Here is a 15,232-nt window from a genome sequence, read left to right as displayed (position 1 = left end):
GCCTTGGGCATCTTGGTCGAGCCCGAGGTGAAGAGGAACTTGACGATGGTGTCCGCTCCGGTGGCGGCCATGGCGGCATCCACCGCGGGCGTGGGCTCGGTGGCCAGCAGCGCGGTGAATGGCGTGGTGGCGCGGCCGGGCACGGAGCCTTCGGTGGTCACCAGCTCCACGTCCTCGCCCAGCGTGGCCAGCATGGCGCGGCTGTAGCGGCCCGCGTCGCTGGCGAACACCAGGCCGGGCGTGAGCGTCTTCACCACGTGGTGCAGCTTGTCGAAGTCCTGGCTCACCAGCGAATAGGCGGGCGAGGTGGGGCAATAGGCGATGCCGGCGTAGACGCAGCCCAGCGCGAGCAGCGCGTGCTCGAGATCGTTCTCGCTCAGGATCAGCACCGGCCGATCGGCCGAGAGACCGCGGTTGAGCAGCCCCTGGCCGATGCGGCGCGCGGCGTCGAGTGCCTGCGCGAACGTGATGTGGCGCCAGTCGCCGGTGCTGCCGTCGGCGTTCTTGCTGCGGCGCGCGAACACGGTCTGGTCGGGGCGCGTCTTGGCCCAGTGCACCAGCCGGTCGGTGATGCGATCGGGGAAGGGTGGCAGGTCCTGGTTGGCGCGCAGGTAGTGCGTGCCCTGGGCACCGTCGCGCAGGGTGGCTCGCGTGACGCCGAACTTCAGGGGGCGGTAGCGGGCCATGGTCGGGTTCTGGCTCATGGCGCTCAGTCCTTGCTGACTTTCGCGGCGCGGCCTTCCAGGAAAGCGCGCACGCGGTTTTTCGCTTCGGGGTCGCTCTGTGCGATGGCGGCCATCATGGCTTCGGTGAGGTAGCCCTGGTCGGCCGGTTGTTCGGCGATGCGCGGCAGCGCGTGCATCAGCGCGTAGTTGGTCAGCGGTGCGTTCTGTGCGATGCGGGCGGCCAGCTCCATGGCCTTTTCCAGCGCTGTGCCCTGGGGCACCAGGTACTGCGTGAGGCCCACGCGCTCGGCTTCGGGCGCTTTGTAGACGCGGCCGGTGAACATCATGTCGGCCATGCGCGCGGCACCGATCAGGCGCGGAATGCGCACCGAACCACCGCCGCCCACGAAGATGCCGCGCGAGCCTTCGGGCAGCGCGAAGAAGGCGGACTCGTCGGCCACGCGGATGTGGCAGGTGCTGGCCAGCTCCAGGCCGCCACCCACCACCGCGCCGTGGAGTGCCGCCACCACCGGCACCGGACCGTACTGCACGCACTCCAGCGCGCTGTGCCACATGCGCGAGTGGTGCAGGCCCTGGCCGGCGTCGCGCTCGCTGAGTTCGGACAGATCGAGGCCGGCGCAGAAGTGGTCGCCGCTGCCGTGGATGACGGCGGCGCGCACGCCGTGCGGCATGGCCTGGAACATGTCGCGGATGGCCAGGATCAGGCCGTCGTTGAGTGCGTTGCGCTTGGCGGGGCGGTTGAGCGTGATGACCGCGATTTCGCTGGATGCGCCCTGCAGGCTCAGGCTGATGTCGGTGGAATGGATGGGCATGTCGGGTGTCGGCGGCGGCCGCTGGTTCGGGGTTTTTGCGCTTGAATCGAGGGCTGATTATGGTTATAAACAATAACCAAAACAAGCCAAAGCCGTCCGCCCAACCCCCGTGTTTTCCCTAGGTTGGGCCGGTCGCTCAACCGCACCGAGAGAGCCATCGATGGACCACCAGAACCTCATCGCGATCGACATCCACACGCACGCCGAAGTGAGTTGCCGCAACCCCTTCGACCACTACGGCGAGGAGTACGACCGCGCAGCCGACAAGTTCTTCGGCAGCGACCGCCGGCCGACGATTGCCGAGACGGTGGCCTACTACCGCGAACGCAAGCTCGGCCTGGTGATGTTCACCGTGGACAGCGAGTCGCAACTGGGCCGGCGGCGCATCCCGAACGAAGAGATCGCGCAGGCCGCGCGCGAGAACAGCGACATGATGGTGGCCTTCGCCAGCATCGACCCGCACAAGGGCAAGATGGGTGCGCGCGAGGCCGAGCGGCTCATCCAGGAGGAGGGCATCAAGGGCTTCAAGTTCCACCCCACGGTGCAGGGCTACCACCCCCACGACAAGATGGCCTGGCCGATCTACGAGGTGATCAACGCGCACCAGCTGCCCGCGATCTTCCACACCGGGCACAGCGGCATTGGCTCGGGCATGCGCTGCGGTGGTGGCCTGCGGCTGGAGTACAGCAACCCCATGCACCTGGACGACGTGGCGATCGATTTCCCCGACATGCAGATCGTCATGGCGCACCCCAGTTTTCCGTGGCAGGACGAAGCACTCAGCGTGGCCACGCACAAGCCCAATGTGTGGATCGACCTGAGCGGCTGGAGCCCGAAGTACTTTCCCAAACAGCTGGTGCAGTACGCCAACACGCTGCTGAAAGACCGCGTCCTGTTCGGCAGCGACTTTCCACTCATCACACCCGAGCGCTGGATGAAGGACTTCGAGGTGGCGGGCTTCAAGCCCGAGGTGATGCCCGGCATCCTGAAGGGCAACGCGGTGCGTTTGCTCGGCTTGTCATGAACGCGTTCGCATCGCTCGCCGACATCGAGGCGCTGGAGCGTGCGCCGCTGGCCCACGCGGCGCCTCACCGCACGCCGTACGAACTCATCCGTGCCACGGCCGAACGCTTCCCCGACCGCGAAGCGTTCACCTTTCTGCCCGACGCGTCGCTCGACACAGCGCCGCAGCGTGTCACTTTCCGTGAGCTGCTGGCCCACATCCACCGCGCGGCCAATGCCTTTCGCGCGCTCGGTGTGCATGCGGCAGACACCGTGGCCATGCTCGTGCCCAACACGCCCGAGGCGCACGCCGTGCTGTGGGGCGCGCAGCTGGCGGGCCGTGTGTGCCCGATCAACTTTTTGCTGCAACCCGACCACATCGCAGCCCTCCTGCAGGCCTCGGGTGCCCAGGTGCTGGTGGCTCTGGGGCCCAACGCTGAACTGGCGGTGTGGCCCACGGCCTTGGCCGTGCAGGCGTTGCACACCACCACCACCCTGGTGCCCATCACCGTGAACGAGGCGGTGCCCGGCACGCCCTCGCTGCAGGACCTCATGGCCGCGCAGCCCGACCGCCTCACGTTCGAACCCGACCTGAACCCCGACCGGGTGGTGGCGCTGTTTCACACCGGCGGCACCACCGGCGCGCCCAAGCTCGCGCAGCACACCGCGGGCAACGAGGCACACACGGCCTGGTTCGCGCACGCCTTCTACGACATGGACGAGACGGCGGTGGAGGTCAACGGCTTTCCGTTGTTCCATGTGGCCGGCGCCTTTGTGTACGGCCTGGCGCTGCTGGCCATCGGCGCGCGGCAGGTGCTGCCCACGCTCAGCGGCATGCGCAACACCGGTTTTGTGAAGGCCTACTGGCGCTTCTGCGAGCGCGAGCGCGTGACGCACCTGGCCTGTGTGCCCACGGTGCTGGCGAGCCTGCTGGGTGTACCGGTGAATGCGAACATCGCGGGCGTGCGCGCAGCCTTCACCGGCGGCTCCCCGCTGCCGGCCGAGCTGGCGCAGCGTTTCGAGTCCGCCACCGGCATTCCCGTGCGCAACATCCTGGGCATGACCGAGTGCGCCGGGCTGGTGAGCATCGAGCCGCTGCTGGGTCCGCGCACGCCCGGCTCGGCCGGTCTGCGCTTGCCGTACACCGAGGTGCATGCCGTGCCGTGGCGCGATGGCCAAGCCCGGCTGGACGAACGTTGTGCTGCGGGCGAGACCGGTGTGCTGGTGCTGCGCGGCCCGCACATGAGCCCGGGTTACCTCGATGCAAAGCGCAACGCCGGGCTGTTCGAGCACGGCTGGATCGTCACCGGCGATCTCGGGCACCTCGACGACGCGGGGCGCATCCACATCACCGGCCGCGCGAAAGACGTGATCATCCGCGGCTCGCACAACATCGACCCCGGTCTGGTGGAAGACGCCTTCATGGCCCACCCGGCGGTGCTGCAGTGCGCCGTGGTGGCCGAGCCCGATGCCTACGCGGGCGAGGTGCCGGTGGCCTTTGTGGTGCTGCGCGCCGGGGTGGGGCTGGACGCCGACGCGCTCTTGCGCGAGGTGGCGCCGCAGGTCTACGAACGGCCGGCCGTGCCGAAGCGTGTGGTGGTGGTGGATGCACTGCCGCTCACCGCCATCGGCAAGGTGTTCAAGCCCACGCTGCGGCTGCGCGCGATCGAGATCCGGTTGACCGAGATTGCGCAGGGGCTGGCTCCGGAGCGGCCGGTGCGTGTGGAGGCCCGCGACGAGGGTGGCCGCCAGCGCGCGCTCATCACGCTCGGTGGTGCGGCCGATGAAGACCTGTCGAAGCGGTTGCGTGCCGCTCTGGCGGCGATTGCGGTGCCGGTCGAAGTGCGCTTCGCCTGAGGCTCACCAACCCCCGCGGGTGAGCCAGCGGTCGATCTGCTCGAACTTGTCGATGCCCCAGAACGGCTCGCCGTCCACCACCACGGTGGGTGAGCCGAACACGCCGGCCTGCAGCGCAGCGTCGACCTCGGCGCGCAGCAGTGCGGCGGCTTCGTCGCTGGCGGCGGCTTGTGCCACCTCATCACCCACCACCGGCGCCAAGGCCTCGGGTGTGGAGAGGTCCTGCCCCTGGCCCCAGTACGCGCCGTAGATGGCGTGTACCACCTCGGCCGCGCGCTGCGGCTGGTGGCGGTTCACCCACGCGAGCGCCCGGGCACTGGCCAGCGGGTTCATCACCGGGTCCCGCGGTTGGCGCTGCATCGGCACGTTGTGTTCCAGCGCGTAGCGCAGCACATCGCGCTCGGTGTAGGGGCCTTTGAGCGGCGTGTCGAGCAAGGGTTTGAGGCCCATGACCTTCATCACCGAGACACCCAGCAACATGGGGTGCCATTCCACCGCGCGCCCGTGCCGCGCGGCGAGCTCATCGATACGCAATGAGGCGAAGTAACCGAACGGCGAGATGAAATCGAAGTGGAAGGCGAGCGCGGGTTTCATGCGTGCATGTTATCGGCCGGGGCCGTGCGGGATCGGATGGCGGCGCGGAAGTTTCATGCCGACATGCGATAGCAGCAAGTGGCCACAGGGGCTGGCGAACAGCCGTGCGCGGCGGCACAGTGTGGTCCTTGTGTCTGACGTGACACCTGTCCTGGCGCGGCCCACGCGGGTCCGCCGCCCGTTTCCCTTTCCCCGCATCACAGGAGCTTCTCCATGACCCTTCTACGACGCCGCAACGCGATCGCGGCCTTGGCCGCGCTGGGCGCGACCACCCTGGCGGGCAGCGCCCTGGCCCAGCAGACCGTGACCCTGCGCCTGCACCAGTTTCTGCCACCGTCGGCCACCATCCCCGCGCGCGCCATCGCGCCGTGGGCCAGGAAGATCGAGGCCGAATCCGGTGGCCGCATCAAGGTGCAGCTGTTCCATTCGATGTCCATGGGCGGCACGCCGCCGCAGCTGTTCGACCAGGCCCGCAACGGTGTGGTGGACCTGACCTGGACGGTGCTGGGCTACACCCCGGGCCGCTTCAACAAGTCCGAGGTGTTTGAACTGCCCTTCATGAGCGGCCAGGCCGAACCGGCCTCGCGCGCCTTTCATGAGTACGTGGAGAAGTTCGCCGCCGACGAGTTCAAGGACGTGAAACTGCTGGCCGCCCACACCCATGGTCCGGGCCTGTTCCACACCAAGGAGCCGGTGACCGGCCTGGAGAGCCTGCGCGGCATGAAGGTGCGCGGCGGTTCGCGCGTGATCAGCAACATGCTGGCCAAACTCGGCGCCACGCCGGTGGGCATGCCGGTGCCGGCCGTGACCGACGCGCTGACCAAGGGCACGATCGCCGGCACCACCATTCCCTGGGAGGTGACCCCGTCGCTCAAGATTGCCGAGCTGGTGAAGAACCACACCACGTTCGCGGGCCCCACCGGCCTGTTCACCCAGACCTTCGCGCTGGTGATGAACCGCGCCAGCTACGACAAGCTGCCGGCCGACCTGAAGGCCGTGATCGACAAGAACGCGGGCGTGGAGACCGCCGCCTTTTTCGGCCGTGCGATGGACGACGGCGACAAGGCGGGCATGGACGTCGCCAAAAAAGCGGGCAACAGCATCGTGAAGCTGGACGCTGCTGAAACGAAGCGCTGGCAGACCGCTGCGATGGCGGTGGAGGCCGACTGGGTGAAGGAAGTGCAGGGCAAGAACATCGACGGCGCCAAGCTGGTGTCCGAGGCCCGTGCCCTCATCGCGCGGCACAGCCCGTAAATCCAACCGACGCTGCCCGCCAGAGGCCGCTCTCCTTGAGCGGCCTTTTTCATGCGCGAAGGACGGTCGGGCCCAGGGTGGTTTCATAAAATAACGGCATATCTGAAAGTCTCTTCATACACTGGCGTTAACTCTCTGGCCCATGCACAGTTCGGGTGTTCGAATGCAGCAACGATCCGGGGCCGGTGAGACGTCACGCAGACGCCAGCCGTCACCCGGGCCCACCCACCCCCCAGCTGGAGACACACCATGAGCTTTCTGAAACGCCGCACCACGCTGCTGGCCGCGGGCGCCCTCGCAGCGCTTTCCCTGGCCGGTCCCGCCCAGGCACAGACCGTGACCTTGCGCCTGCACCAGTTCCTGCCGCAGCAGGCCACCATTCCGGCCAAGGCGCTGATCCCCTGGGCGCAGAAGGTCGAAGCCGAGTCGGGCGGCAAGATCAAGGTCCAGTTGTTCCACGCCATGCAGCTCGGCGGGGCGCCGCCCCAGCTGTTCGACCAGGCCCGCGATGGTGTGGTGGACCTGAGCTGGACGGTGCTGGGCTACACGCCCGGCCGGTTCAACAAGACCGAGGTGTTCGAGCTGCCCTTCATGAGCGGTTCGGCCGAGCAGTCGTCGCGTGCCATCCAGGAGTACGTGGAGAAATTCGCCGCCGACGAATTCAAGGACGTCAAGCTGATCGCCGTGCACACCCATGGCCCGGGCCTGTTTCACACCAAGGCCCCCGTGGTCGGCCTGGAGAGCCTGCGCGGCATGAAGGTGCGTGGCGGCTCGCGCATCATCAGCAACATGCTGACCAAGCTGGGTGCCACACCCGTGGGCATGCCCGTGCCGGCGGTGACCGACGCGCTCTCCAAGGGCACGATCGACGGCACCACCATCCCCTGGGAGGTGACCCCCGCGCTGAAAGTGAGCGAGCTGGTGAAGAACCACACCACCTTTGCCGGCAAGGAAGGCCTGTACACGCAGACCTTCGCGTTCTCGATGAACAAGGCGTCTTACGACAAGCTGCCGCCCGACCTCAAGGCCGTGATCGACAAAAACTCGGGCATCGAGACCGCCGCCATGTTCGGCCGCGCGATGGACGACGGTGACAAGGCCGGCCGCGCGATCGCCGAGAAGGCGGGGAACAACATCGTGGCGCTCGACGTGGCCGAGACCCAGCGCTGGAGGCGCACCGCCGCCACCGTGGAGACCGACTGGATCAACGAGATGAAGGGCAAGAACATCGACGGCGCCAAGCTGGTGTCGGAAGCCCGCGCCCTGATTGCGAAGAACCAGAAGTAAGGCGCAGCGATAATTCCGGCCGGCCCGCGCGCAACCCGCGCCGGGCCCGCAAGACCGGCTCTCCATTGCCGTTGTGGGCGGATGGCAGCCGGTTTCTCTTTTGTTGAAGGTGAAAAATTGAAGCTACTGTCCTTGCTGGCCCGGGCCAGCGCGATCCTGGCGGGCGTGCTGCTGACCGTGATCACCCTGATCACCTGCGTCAGTCTCATCGGGCGCAACACCATCGGTGTCACGCTGGTCGGTGACTACGAGCTCACCGCCGTGACGGCGGGCGCAGCGGTGGCCCTGTTTCTCCCCTGGTGCCAGCTCAAGCGCGAAAACATCGTGGTGGACTTCTTCACCGCCAGGCTGTCCGACCGCACCAACGCGCAGCTCGACCGCTTCGGCAGTTTCCTGCTGGGTGGCGCGATGCTGCTGCTGGCCTGGCGCACCGCCGTGGGTGGCCTGAGCGCCTACGACTCACAAACCACCTCCATGATGCTGGGCTTCCCCGAGTGGATCGTCTATGCGTTCATGGTGCCGCCCCTGATCCTCACCGGCGTGATTGCCTGGACGCAGACCATCTTTGGCAATTTTTCGGAGCAGGGCGAATGAGTTCTTTGTCACTGGCGGGGATGATCTTCGCCACCATGCTGGGCCTGATGGCCATTCGCGTGCCGATCGCGATCGCCATGTTTTTCTCCGGCTGTTTCGGCTACATCTTCCAGGTCGGCTGGCCACCGTTTTTCAACAACCTCAACGGCGCCGCCTTCGCGCGCTTCGCCAGCTACGACCTGTCCGTCATTCCGCTGTTCATCCTGATGGGCAACTTCGCCACGCAGGGCGGCATCTCCAAGGCGCTGTTCCAGTTCGCCAGCGTGGTCACTTCGCGCTTCAAGGGCGGGCTGGCCATGGCCGCCGTGTTGGCCAGCGCTGGGTTTGGTGCCATCTGCGGTTCGTCGGTGGCCACGGCGGCCACCATCACCTCGGTGGCGCTGCCCGAGATGAAGCGCCATGGGTATTCGGGGCGTCTGGCCACGGGCACGCTGGCCGCTGGCGGCACCCTCGGCATCCTGATCCCGCCGTCGGTGCCGCTGGTGATCTACGCCATCCTGACCGAGCAGAACATCGCCAAGCTCTTTGCCGCGGCCATGGTGCCGGGCGTGATCGCGATGCTCGGTTACATGATCGCGATTGCCGTCTATGTGCGGCTGGTGCCCGGCCACGCGCCTGAGCACGAAGACCAGGCCCAGCTGACCATGGAAGCCTTCCTGGGCGTGGCGCCGATCGCCATCGTGTTCCTGATCGTGTTCGGTGGCATCTACGGCGGCCTGTTCACACCCACCGAGGGTGCGGGCGTGGGGGCTGCGGCGACCTTTGTGGCCGCGCTGCTCAAGCGCGAACTCACGCTGGCCAAGATCCGCCAGTGCTTTTATTCCACCGCCGCTGCCAGCGCCATGATCTTCCTGATCTTCATCGGCGCGGACATGATGAACACCTCGCTGGCGCTGACCCAGGTGCCGGCCCAGCTGGCCGAGCTGGTGCAGGGCCTGGATGTGTCGCCGGTGATGGTGGTGGCCGGCATCATGTTGTTTTACGTGGTGCTGGGCGCCGTCATGGACGAGCTCTCCATGATCTTGCTGACCATCCCGATCTTCTTCCCTGTGGTCATGGGGCTGGACTTCGGCATGCCGGCGGAATCGGTGGCGATCTGGTTCGGCATCATGGTGCTCATGACGGTGGGCTTTGGTCTGCTGGCACCGCCCGTGGGCCTCAACGTGTACGTGGTCAACGGCCTGGCCAAGGACGTGCCCATCGGCGAGAGCTACAAGGGCGTCATGCCCTTCCTCGTCAGCGACGTGTTCCGCACCGTGCTGCTGCTGAGCTTTCCGGGCATCTCCTTGTGGCTGGTCCAGTTCGTCGGATAGCTTGGCACCTGAGCACCGAATCCCCACCCGCCGCACCCTGCTGGGTGCGGCGTTGTTTCTGCCCGCTCTGGCATGCCAACCGGTGCGCGCCCAGAGCGCCTTTCCGTCCAGAAGCCTGCGCATCGTCGTGCCGTTCGCTGCTGGCGGTGTGGGCGATCTCACCGCGCGCACCGTGGCCCGGAAACTCGCCGAGCTGCTGGGGCAGTCGGTGGTCATCGAGAACCGGCCCGGTGCCGGGGGTGTGGTGGCCGCCGACACGGTGGCGCGTGCCGAGCCCGACGGTCACACCCTGTTCCTCATGTCCAACGGCACCGCGGTCACCGCCGGGCTCTTCAAGAGCCTGCCGTTCGACACGGTGAAGGACTTCACGCCGGTGTCCACGCTCGGCCATTTCGACATCGCCGTGGTGGTGCCCGCCAGCTCGCCCCACAAGACGCTGGGTGCGTTGGTGGCCTTCGGCAAGGCCCATCCCGGCCGGCTCAACGTGGGCAGCATCAACATCGGCAGCACGCAGCACCTGGCGGCCGAGCTGTTCAAGAGCAGCGCCGGCATCGAGGCCCAGGTCGTGCCCTTCAACGGAACACCCGCCCTGATCGGTGCGATCCGCGGCCAGCAGGTGGACGTGGCGGTCGAGATCCTCGCGCCCCTGCTCACGCAGATCCGGGGTGGCGCCTTGCGGGCGCTGGCCGTGACCGGCGAGAAGCGCTCCATCGAGCTGCCCGACGTGCCCACCGCGGTGGAAGCGGGCGTGAAGGATTTCGTGGCCTCGTCGTGGAACGCCCTGGCCGTGCCGTCGAAGACACCGCGCGCGGTGGTGGAGCGCCTGCAGCGCGACATCGCCGCCGCGCTGGCCGACCCGGGTGTGCGCGAGCAACTGCGCGGCCTCAACATCGACGCCCGTTCGTCGACCCCCGAACAGACCGCCGCGCTGCTGGCATCCGACATCCGCCGCTGGCGCAGCGTGATTGAACGCGCCGGCATCCAGAAGCAGTGAACAACCCCTGCGGTGCAGCGCGGCCGGGGGTCAGCCCAGCACCTGGCGGATCAACTCCAGTGTTTTCAGTTGGGTCAGCGTGGCCGGGCGTTGGGAGCTGGTCGCCAGGCACAGGCGCGTTTTCAGCGGCGGGGTGACGCTGCGGATGCGGTAGGCCGAAGGCCGGATCGAGCTGGACACCGCGTTGCGCGAAAGCAGGGCGGCGCCCGCGCCGTCGGCCACCAGATCGAGGATGGCGGAGACGCCGTCGATCTCGAGTGCCACCGTGGGCCGGCAGCCGATGTTGGCCATCTCGGTTTCCACCTGCATGCGGATCGCGTTGGGCCGGCTGGGAATCACCAGCGGCAACTCCGCCACTTCGCGCAGGCCTATGGCCGTGGGCGGGTCTTCGCTCAGGCCCGGCGGGCGCGGCTCCACCAGCAGCAGCTCTTCGTCGCGCAGGGGGTGGATGTCGATCTCGGCGGCGGGTTGTGCGTTGTAGAGCACCGCGATGTCCAGCCGCCCCGTGGTCAACCACTCCAGCATGGTGACCGACAGCGCTTCGCTGATGGACAGGCTGGCCTCGGGCAATTGTGCGCGGAAGGCGCGCGTGAGCGGCACGGTGAGCACCCGCGCCAGGCTCGGCGGCAGGCCGATGGCCACGCGCCCGGCGAGCGCGCCGCGCACCCGCCCCAGCTCTTCGCGCGCCCGCTCCACCTGGTGCAGGATGCCGCGGCCGTGTGCCAGCAGCAGTTTGCCGGCTTCGGTGGGCGTGGCACCGCGCCCGTTGCGCACCAGCAGGTTCTGCCGCAGCTCCACTTCGAGCAGGCGCACCTGGCGCGAAAGCGCGGGTTGCGCCACGTTCAGCGCCATCGAGGCCCGGGTGAAACTGCCGAGCTCGGCCACGCGCACAAAGTATTCGAGTTGCTTGAGGTCCATGGGGCTGGCGATCGAACGGAAGGTGGAAACAAGGCTTGATCATAGTTATGTAATTTCGTTCTAGCTGCTAGCCGGCCATGTGACTTTTCTCACCCGTGGGCAAAGGCCACAATCCAGCGTTCCGGCCTGAACACCATGTCCCAACCGTCCACCCCATCCATGCCCAAGACCCGCCTTCAGGGCATTTCGTCCATGGCCACGCGGCAGGTGCTGGCCGAGTTGGTGGCGGGCTTCGAAGCGGTGAGCGACGCGTCGGTGGCCATCGAATCGGTGGGTGGCGTGGACGCGGCCAAACGCGTGCAGGCCGGCGAGGCCTTCGACGTGGTGATCCTGGCGTCCGACGCGATCGACAAGCTGATCGCCGCAGGCCACCTGCAACCGGGCAGCCGCGTCGATCTGGTGCGCTCCGGTGTGGCCGCGGCGGTGCGCGAAGGCGCGCCCCTGCCCGACCTGGGTTCGGAAGACGCGGTGCGCAGTGCCGTGCTGGCGGCGCGCAGCATCAGCTACTCCACCGGCCCGAGCGGCGTGGCGCTGGCCAGACTGTTCGAGCGCTGGGGCATCACCGACCAGATCCGGGGCCGCACCGTGCAGGCGCCGCCCGGTGTGCCCGTGGCTTCGCTGGTCGCTCGCGGTGAGGTGGAGCTGGGTTTCCAGCAGCTCAGTGAATTGCTCGGTGTGGCCGGCATCACCGTGGCCGGCCCCTTGCCGCCCGCGATCCAGATCACCACCACGTTTTCCGCCGGCATCCCCGTGCACACCCCACAGGCCGGCGTGGTGCGCGCCATGCTCGCCCACATGACGGCGCCCGCGGCGGCCGACGCCAAGCGGCGACAGGGCATGGAGCCCGCGTGAACCCGTTCAGGGCAGAACAAGAAACCCAGGAGAGAACATGAGCCTCATCATCGATTGCCACGGTCACTACACCACGGCGCCCAAGGCGCTGGAGAACTGGCGCAACGCGCAGATCGCCGGCATCAAAGACCCCGCTGCCATGCCCAAAGTCGCCGATCTGAAGATCAGCGACGACGAGTTGCGCGAATCCATCGAGACCAACCAGCTCAAGCTGATGAAGGAGCGCGGCAGCGACATCACGCTGTTCAGCCCACGTGCGAGTTTCATGGCGCACCACATCGGCGACTTCAACGTGTCGAGCACCTGGGCCGCCATCTGCAACGAACTCTGCTTCCGCGTGAGCGAGCTGTTCCCCGACCATTTCGTGCCGGTGGCCATGCTGCCGCAGAGCCCTGGCGTTGATCCGGCCACCTGCATCCCCGAACTGGAGAAGTGCGTCAAGGAATACGGCGCAGTCGGCATCAACCTCAACCCCGACCCGTCGGGCGGCCACTGGACCAGCCCGCCGCTGACCGACAAGCACTGGTACCCCATCTACGAGAAGATGGTGGAGCACGACCTGCCGGCCATGATCCACGTGAGCACCAGCTGCAACGCCTGCTTCCACACCACCGGCGCGCACTACCTCAACGCCGACACCACGGCTTTCATGCAGCTGATCCAGGGCGATCTGTTCAAGGATTTCCCCACGCTGAAGTTCCTGATCCCGCACGGCGGCGGCGCAGTGCCTTACCACTGGGGCCGGTTCCGCGGTCTGGCGCAGGAAATGAAGAAGCCGCTGCTGGACACGCACGTCATGGGCAACGTGTTCTTCGACACCTGCGTCTACCACCAGCCCGGCATCGACCTGCTCAACACCGTGATCCCGGTGAAGAACGTGCTGTTCGCCAGCGAGATGATCGGCGCGGTGCGTGGCATCGATCCGACCACGGGCAATTACTACGACGACACCAAGCGCTACATCGAAGCGTCGAAGATCCTCAGTGCGGACGACAAGCACCAGATTTACGAGGGCAACGTGCGCCGGGTGTTTTCCCGACTCGATTCACGCCTGAAGGCGAAGGGGATCTGACATGTACGAACTGGGCGTTGTCTACCGCAACATCAAGCGCGCCGACCGCGCAGCCGCCGACGGCCTGGCCGCGCTGGGCTCGGCCACGGTGCACGAGGCCATGGGGCGCGTGGGTCTGCTCAAGCCCTACATGCGCCCGATCTATCCGGGCTGCCAGGTGAGCGGCACGGCGGTCACGGTGCTGCTGCAGCCGGGTGACAACTGGATGATGCATGTGGTGGCCGAACAGATTCAGCCAGGCGACATCGTGGTGGCCACGGTCACTGCCGAATGCACCGATGGCTTTTTTGGCGATCTGCTGGCCACGTCGTTCCAGGCGCGTGGCGCGCGTGCGTTGATCATCGATGGCGGTGTGCGTGACGTGAAGGAGCTGCAGCGCATGGGCTTCCCGGTGTGGAGCAAGGCGATCAGCAGCAAGGGCACGATCAAGGCGACACTGGGCTCGGTGAACATTCCGGTTGTGTGCGCCGGCATGCTGGTGACGCCGGGTGACGTGATCGTGGCGGACGACGATGGTGTGGTGTGCGTGCCCGCCGCGCGCGCGGTGACCACGCTGGAGGCTGCGCAACACCGCGAGAGTTTCGAGGGTGAGAAGCGCGCCAAGCTGGCCAGCGGGGTGCTGGGGCTGGACATGTACAAGATGCGGGAGCCGCTTGAGAAGGCTGGCCTTCGGTACATCGACTGATTTTTCTCCGGCTGGGTCCGGTGGCGAAGAGGGTTGGGCGGCGGGGCTCATCAGTCCTTCGGCCAGCAAATCGCCCCGCCGCCCAACCCTCTTCGCCACCTCGTTGGTGTTCGATCTGTTTCATTCTTGAAGGCCCTTCATGAGCAAACCCACCTCGGGTGATTTCACCAAAACCGCCGGCTGGCTGGATTGGTATGCAGGTCCGAGCCAGCCGCGTTTCCCGTTGCCTGCCGGTGCGGTGGACGCGCACTGCCACGTGTTCGGTCCTGGCGCCGAGTTTCCCTACGCGCCCGAGCGCAAGTACACGCCGTGCGACGCCAGCAAGGCGCAGCTGTTTGCCCTGCGTGACCACCTCGGTTTTGCGCGCAACGTGGTGGTGCAGGCCACCTGCCACGGGGCGGACAACCGCGCGCTGGTTGATGCGTTGGTGCACAGCGATGGCAAGGCGCGTGGCGTGGCCACGGTCAAGCGCGGCGTCTCCGACGACGAACTGCAGGCCCTGCATGCGGCTGGCGTGCGCGGCGTGCGGTTCAACTTCGTCAAGCGCCTGGTGGACTTCACGCCCAAGGACGAGCTGATGGAGATCGCGGCGCGCATCCAGAAGCTGGGCTGGCACGTGGTGATCTACTTTGAAGCGGTGGACCTGCCCGAGCTGTGGGACTTCTTCACCGCGCTGCCGACCACCGTGGTGGTGGACCACATGGGCCGCCCCGATGTGAGCAAGCCGGTGGACGGCCCCGAGTTCGAGCTGTTCCTCAAGTTCATGCGCCAGCACCCCAATGTGTGGAGCAAGGTGAGTTGCCCGGAGCGGCTTTCCGTGACCGGCCCCAAGGCCTTGAACGGCGAGCAGGCCGCCTACCAGGACGTGGTGCCGTTCGCCCGCAAGGTCGTTGAAGAATTCCCCGACCGCGTGCTCTGGGGCACCGACTGGCCGCACCCCAACCTGAAGGACCACATGCCCGACGACGGCCTGCTGGTGGACTTCATTCCGCAGATCGCGCCCACGGTCGAGGCGCAGCAGAAGTTGCTCGTCACCAATCCGATGAAGCTTTACTGGCCTGAGGAAGTTTGATCATGGCACTCGACAAACCTTATCTGGACGTGCCCGGCACGACCATCTTCGATGCCGAGCAAAGCCGCAAGGGCTACTGGCTCAACCAGTTCTGCATGAGCCTGATGAAGGCCGAGAACCGCGAGCGATTCAAGCAGGACGAGCGCGCGTACCTCGACGAATGGGCCATGACGGAAGAGCAGAAGCAGGCCGTGCTCGCGCGCGACCTCAACTGGTGCATCCGCCTGGGCGGCAACATCT

General features: G+C 66.9%; 16 protein-coding genes. 12 read left to right on the top strand and 4 right to left on the bottom strand.

Going from position 1 to position 15,232, the window contains the following annotated elements; translation table 11 throughout:
• Both Q1W68_RS04340 and Q1W68_RS04335 read right to left on the bottom strand, forming a co-directional pair.
• Positions 1-704 (bottom strand): AMP-binding protein (locus Q1W68_RS04340; protein WP_300715681.1); only part of this gene is annotated, 704 nt, incomplete at its 3' end.
• Between the two features lie 5 nt (positions 705-709).
• The gene (locus Q1W68_RS04335; RefSeq protein ID WP_300648533.1) at positions 710-1,498 is read right to left on the bottom strand and encodes a crotonase/enoyl-CoA hydratase family protein; all 789 of its coding nucleotides are present in this window, start codon (positions 1,496-1,498) and stop codon (positions 710-712) included.
• 160 nt (positions 1,499-1,658) lie between these two features.
• Here Q1W68_RS04335 and Q1W68_RS04330 point away from each other — a divergent pair, with 160 nt between their 5' ends.
• Positions 1,659-2,522, top strand: a complete 864-nt coding sequence (locus tag Q1W68_RS04330; protein ID WP_300648535.1) for an amidohydrolase family protein — start codon at positions 1,659-1,661, stop codon at positions 2,520-2,522.
• Positions 2,519-4,357: an AMP-binding protein gene (locus Q1W68_RS04325; RefSeq protein WP_300648537.1), complete on the top strand. Its 1,839-nt coding sequence runs from the start codon at positions 2,519-2,521 to the stop codon at positions 4,355-4,357. The genes Q1W68_RS04330 and Q1W68_RS04325 overlap by 4 nt, the downstream gene beginning before the upstream one ends.
• A gap of 3 nt (positions 4,358-4,360) precedes the next feature.
• On the opposite strand, the gene Q1W68_RS04320 is transcribed toward Q1W68_RS04325, so the two are convergent.
• Positions 4,361-4,951: a 2-hydroxychromene-2-carboxylate isomerase gene (locus Q1W68_RS04320; protein ID WP_300648539.1), complete on the bottom strand. Its 591-nt coding sequence runs from the start codon at positions 4,949-4,951 to the stop codon at positions 4,361-4,363.
• A gap of 213 nt (positions 4,952-5,164) precedes the next feature.
• Between Q1W68_RS04320 and Q1W68_RS04315 the strand changes: the two genes are divergently transcribed.
• The 5 genes from Q1W68_RS04315 (at position 5,165) to Q1W68_RS04295 (ending at position 10,393) form a co-directional block, all read left to right on the top strand.
• Entirely contained in the window at positions 5,165-6,205 is a 1,041-nt protein-coding gene (locus tag Q1W68_RS04315) for a TRAP transporter substrate-binding protein (protein ID WP_300648541.1), read from the top strand.
• A gap of 249 nt (positions 6,206-6,454) precedes the next feature.
• Entirely contained in the window at positions 6,455-7,492 is a 1,038-nt protein-coding gene (locus Q1W68_RS04310; RefSeq protein ID WP_300648543.1) for a TRAP transporter substrate-binding protein, read from the top strand.
• Between the two features lie 117 nt (positions 7,493-7,609).
• Positions 7,610-8,086 (top strand): TRAP transporter small permease subunit, encoded by a 477-nt coding sequence (locus tag Q1W68_RS04305; protein WP_300648544.1) that lies wholly within the window; start codon positions 7,610-7,612, stop codon positions 8,084-8,086.
• Positions 8,083-9,399, top strand: a complete 1,317-nt coding sequence (locus Q1W68_RS04300) for a TRAP transporter large permease (protein WP_300648546.1) — start codon at positions 8,083-8,085, stop codon at positions 9,397-9,399. Before Q1W68_RS04305 ends, Q1W68_RS04300 begins: the two co-directional genes overlap by 4 nt.
• Before the next feature lie 52 nt (positions 9,400-9,451).
• Complete coding sequence (locus Q1W68_RS04295) at positions 9,452-10,393, top strand: tripartite tricarboxylate transporter substrate binding protein (RefSeq protein WP_300648578.1); 942 nt, start codon at positions 9,452-9,454, stop codon at positions 10,391-10,393.
• 30 nt (positions 10,394-10,423) lie between these two features.
• Here Q1W68_RS04295 and Q1W68_RS04290 read toward each other — a convergent pair whose 3' ends face one another.
• Positions 10,424-11,311, bottom strand: coding sequence for a LysR substrate-binding domain-containing protein (locus Q1W68_RS04290; RefSeq protein ID WP_300648548.1), 888 nt, complete (start codon positions 11,309-11,311; stop codon positions 10,424-10,426).
• A gap of 159 nt (positions 11,312-11,470) precedes the next feature.
• Between Q1W68_RS04290 and Q1W68_RS04285 the strand changes: the two genes are divergently transcribed.
• From Q1W68_RS04285 to ligA, 5 genes are all read left to right on the top strand, one after another.
• Positions 11,471-12,163 carry a substrate-binding domain-containing protein gene (locus Q1W68_RS04285; protein ID WP_300658043.1) on the top strand — a complete coding sequence of 231 codons (693 nt, stop codon included), beginning with the start codon at positions 11,471-11,473 and terminating at the stop codon, positions 12,161-12,163.
• A gap of 37 nt (positions 12,164-12,200) precedes the next feature.
• Positions 12,201-13,235: an amidohydrolase family protein gene (locus tag Q1W68_RS04280; RefSeq protein ID WP_300715679.1), complete on the top strand. Its 1,035-nt coding sequence runs from the start codon at positions 12,201-12,203 to the stop codon at positions 13,233-13,235.
• Between the two features lies 1 nt (position 13,236).
• Positions 13,237-13,920: a 4-carboxy-4-hydroxy-2-oxoadipate aldolase/oxaloacetate decarboxylase gene (gene ligK, locus Q1W68_RS04275; protein WP_300648554.1), complete on the top strand. Its 684-nt coding sequence runs from the start codon at positions 13,237-13,239 to the stop codon at positions 13,918-13,920.
• A 139-nt stretch (positions 13,921-14,059) separates the two neighbouring features.
• Positions 14,060-14,992: an amidohydrolase family protein gene (locus Q1W68_RS04270; RefSeq protein WP_300648556.1), complete on the top strand. Its 933-nt coding sequence runs from the start codon at positions 14,060-14,062 to the stop codon at positions 14,990-14,992.
• A gap of 2 nt (positions 14,993-14,994) precedes the next feature.
• A partial coding sequence (ligA, locus tag Q1W68_RS04265) for a protocatechuate 4,5-dioxygenase subunit alpha (RefSeq protein WP_300715677.1) occupies positions 14,995-15,232 on the top strand: 238 nt, incomplete at its 3' end.

The organism is Hydrogenophaga sp., from assembly GCF_030158645.1.
Lineage (GTDB): Bacteria > Pseudomonadota > Gammaproteobacteria > Burkholderiales > Burkholderiaceae_C > Hydrogenophaga.
This window is presented reverse-complemented; position numbering and strand designations above follow the sequence as displayed.

Coding starts and splice junctions, on each gene's coding strand:
- Q1W68_RS04310 (WP_300648543.1), top strand. CDS start 6,455: ATGAGCTTTCTGAAACGCCGCACCACGCTGCTGGCCGCGGGCGCCCTC.
- Q1W68_RS04290 (WP_300648548.1), bottom strand. CDS start 11,311: ATGGACCTCAAGCAACTCGAATACTTTGTGCGCGTGGCCGAGCTCGGC.
- Q1W68_RS04335 (WP_300648533.1), bottom strand. CDS start 1,498: ATGCCCATCCATTCCACCGACATCAGCCTGAGCCTGCAGGGCGCATCC.
- Q1W68_RS04330 (WP_300648535.1), top strand. CDS start 1,659: ATGGACCACCAGAACCTCATCGCGATCGACATCCACACGCACGCCGAA.
- Q1W68_RS04315 (WP_300648541.1), top strand. CDS start 5,165: ATGACCCTTCTACGACGCCGCAACGCGATCGCGGCCTTGGCCGCGCTG.
- Q1W68_RS04280 (WP_300715679.1), top strand. CDS start 12,201: ATGAGCCTCATCATCGATTGCCACGGTCACTACACCACGGCGCCCAAG.
- Q1W68_RS04325 (WP_300648537.1), top strand. CDS start 2,519: ATGAACGCGTTCGCATCGCTCGCCGACATCGAGGCGCTGGAGCGTGCG.
- Q1W68_RS04270 (WP_300648556.1), top strand. CDS start 14,060: ATGAGCAAACCCACCTCGGGTGATTTCACCAAAACCGCCGGCTGGCTG.
- ligK (WP_300648554.1), top strand. CDS start 13,237: ATGTACGAACTGGGCGTTGTCTACCGCAACATCAAGCGCGCCGACCGC.
- Q1W68_RS04300 (WP_300648546.1), top strand. CDS start 8,083: ATGAGTTCTTTGTCACTGGCGGGGATGATCTTCGCCACCATGCTGGGC.
- Q1W68_RS04320 (WP_300648539.1), bottom strand. CDS start 4,951: ATGAAACCCGCGCTCGCCTTCCACTTCGATTTCATCTCGCCGTTCGGT.
- Q1W68_RS04285 (WP_300658043.1), top strand. CDS start 11,471: ATGCCCAAGACCCGCCTTCAGGGCATTTCGTCCATGGCCACGCGGCAG.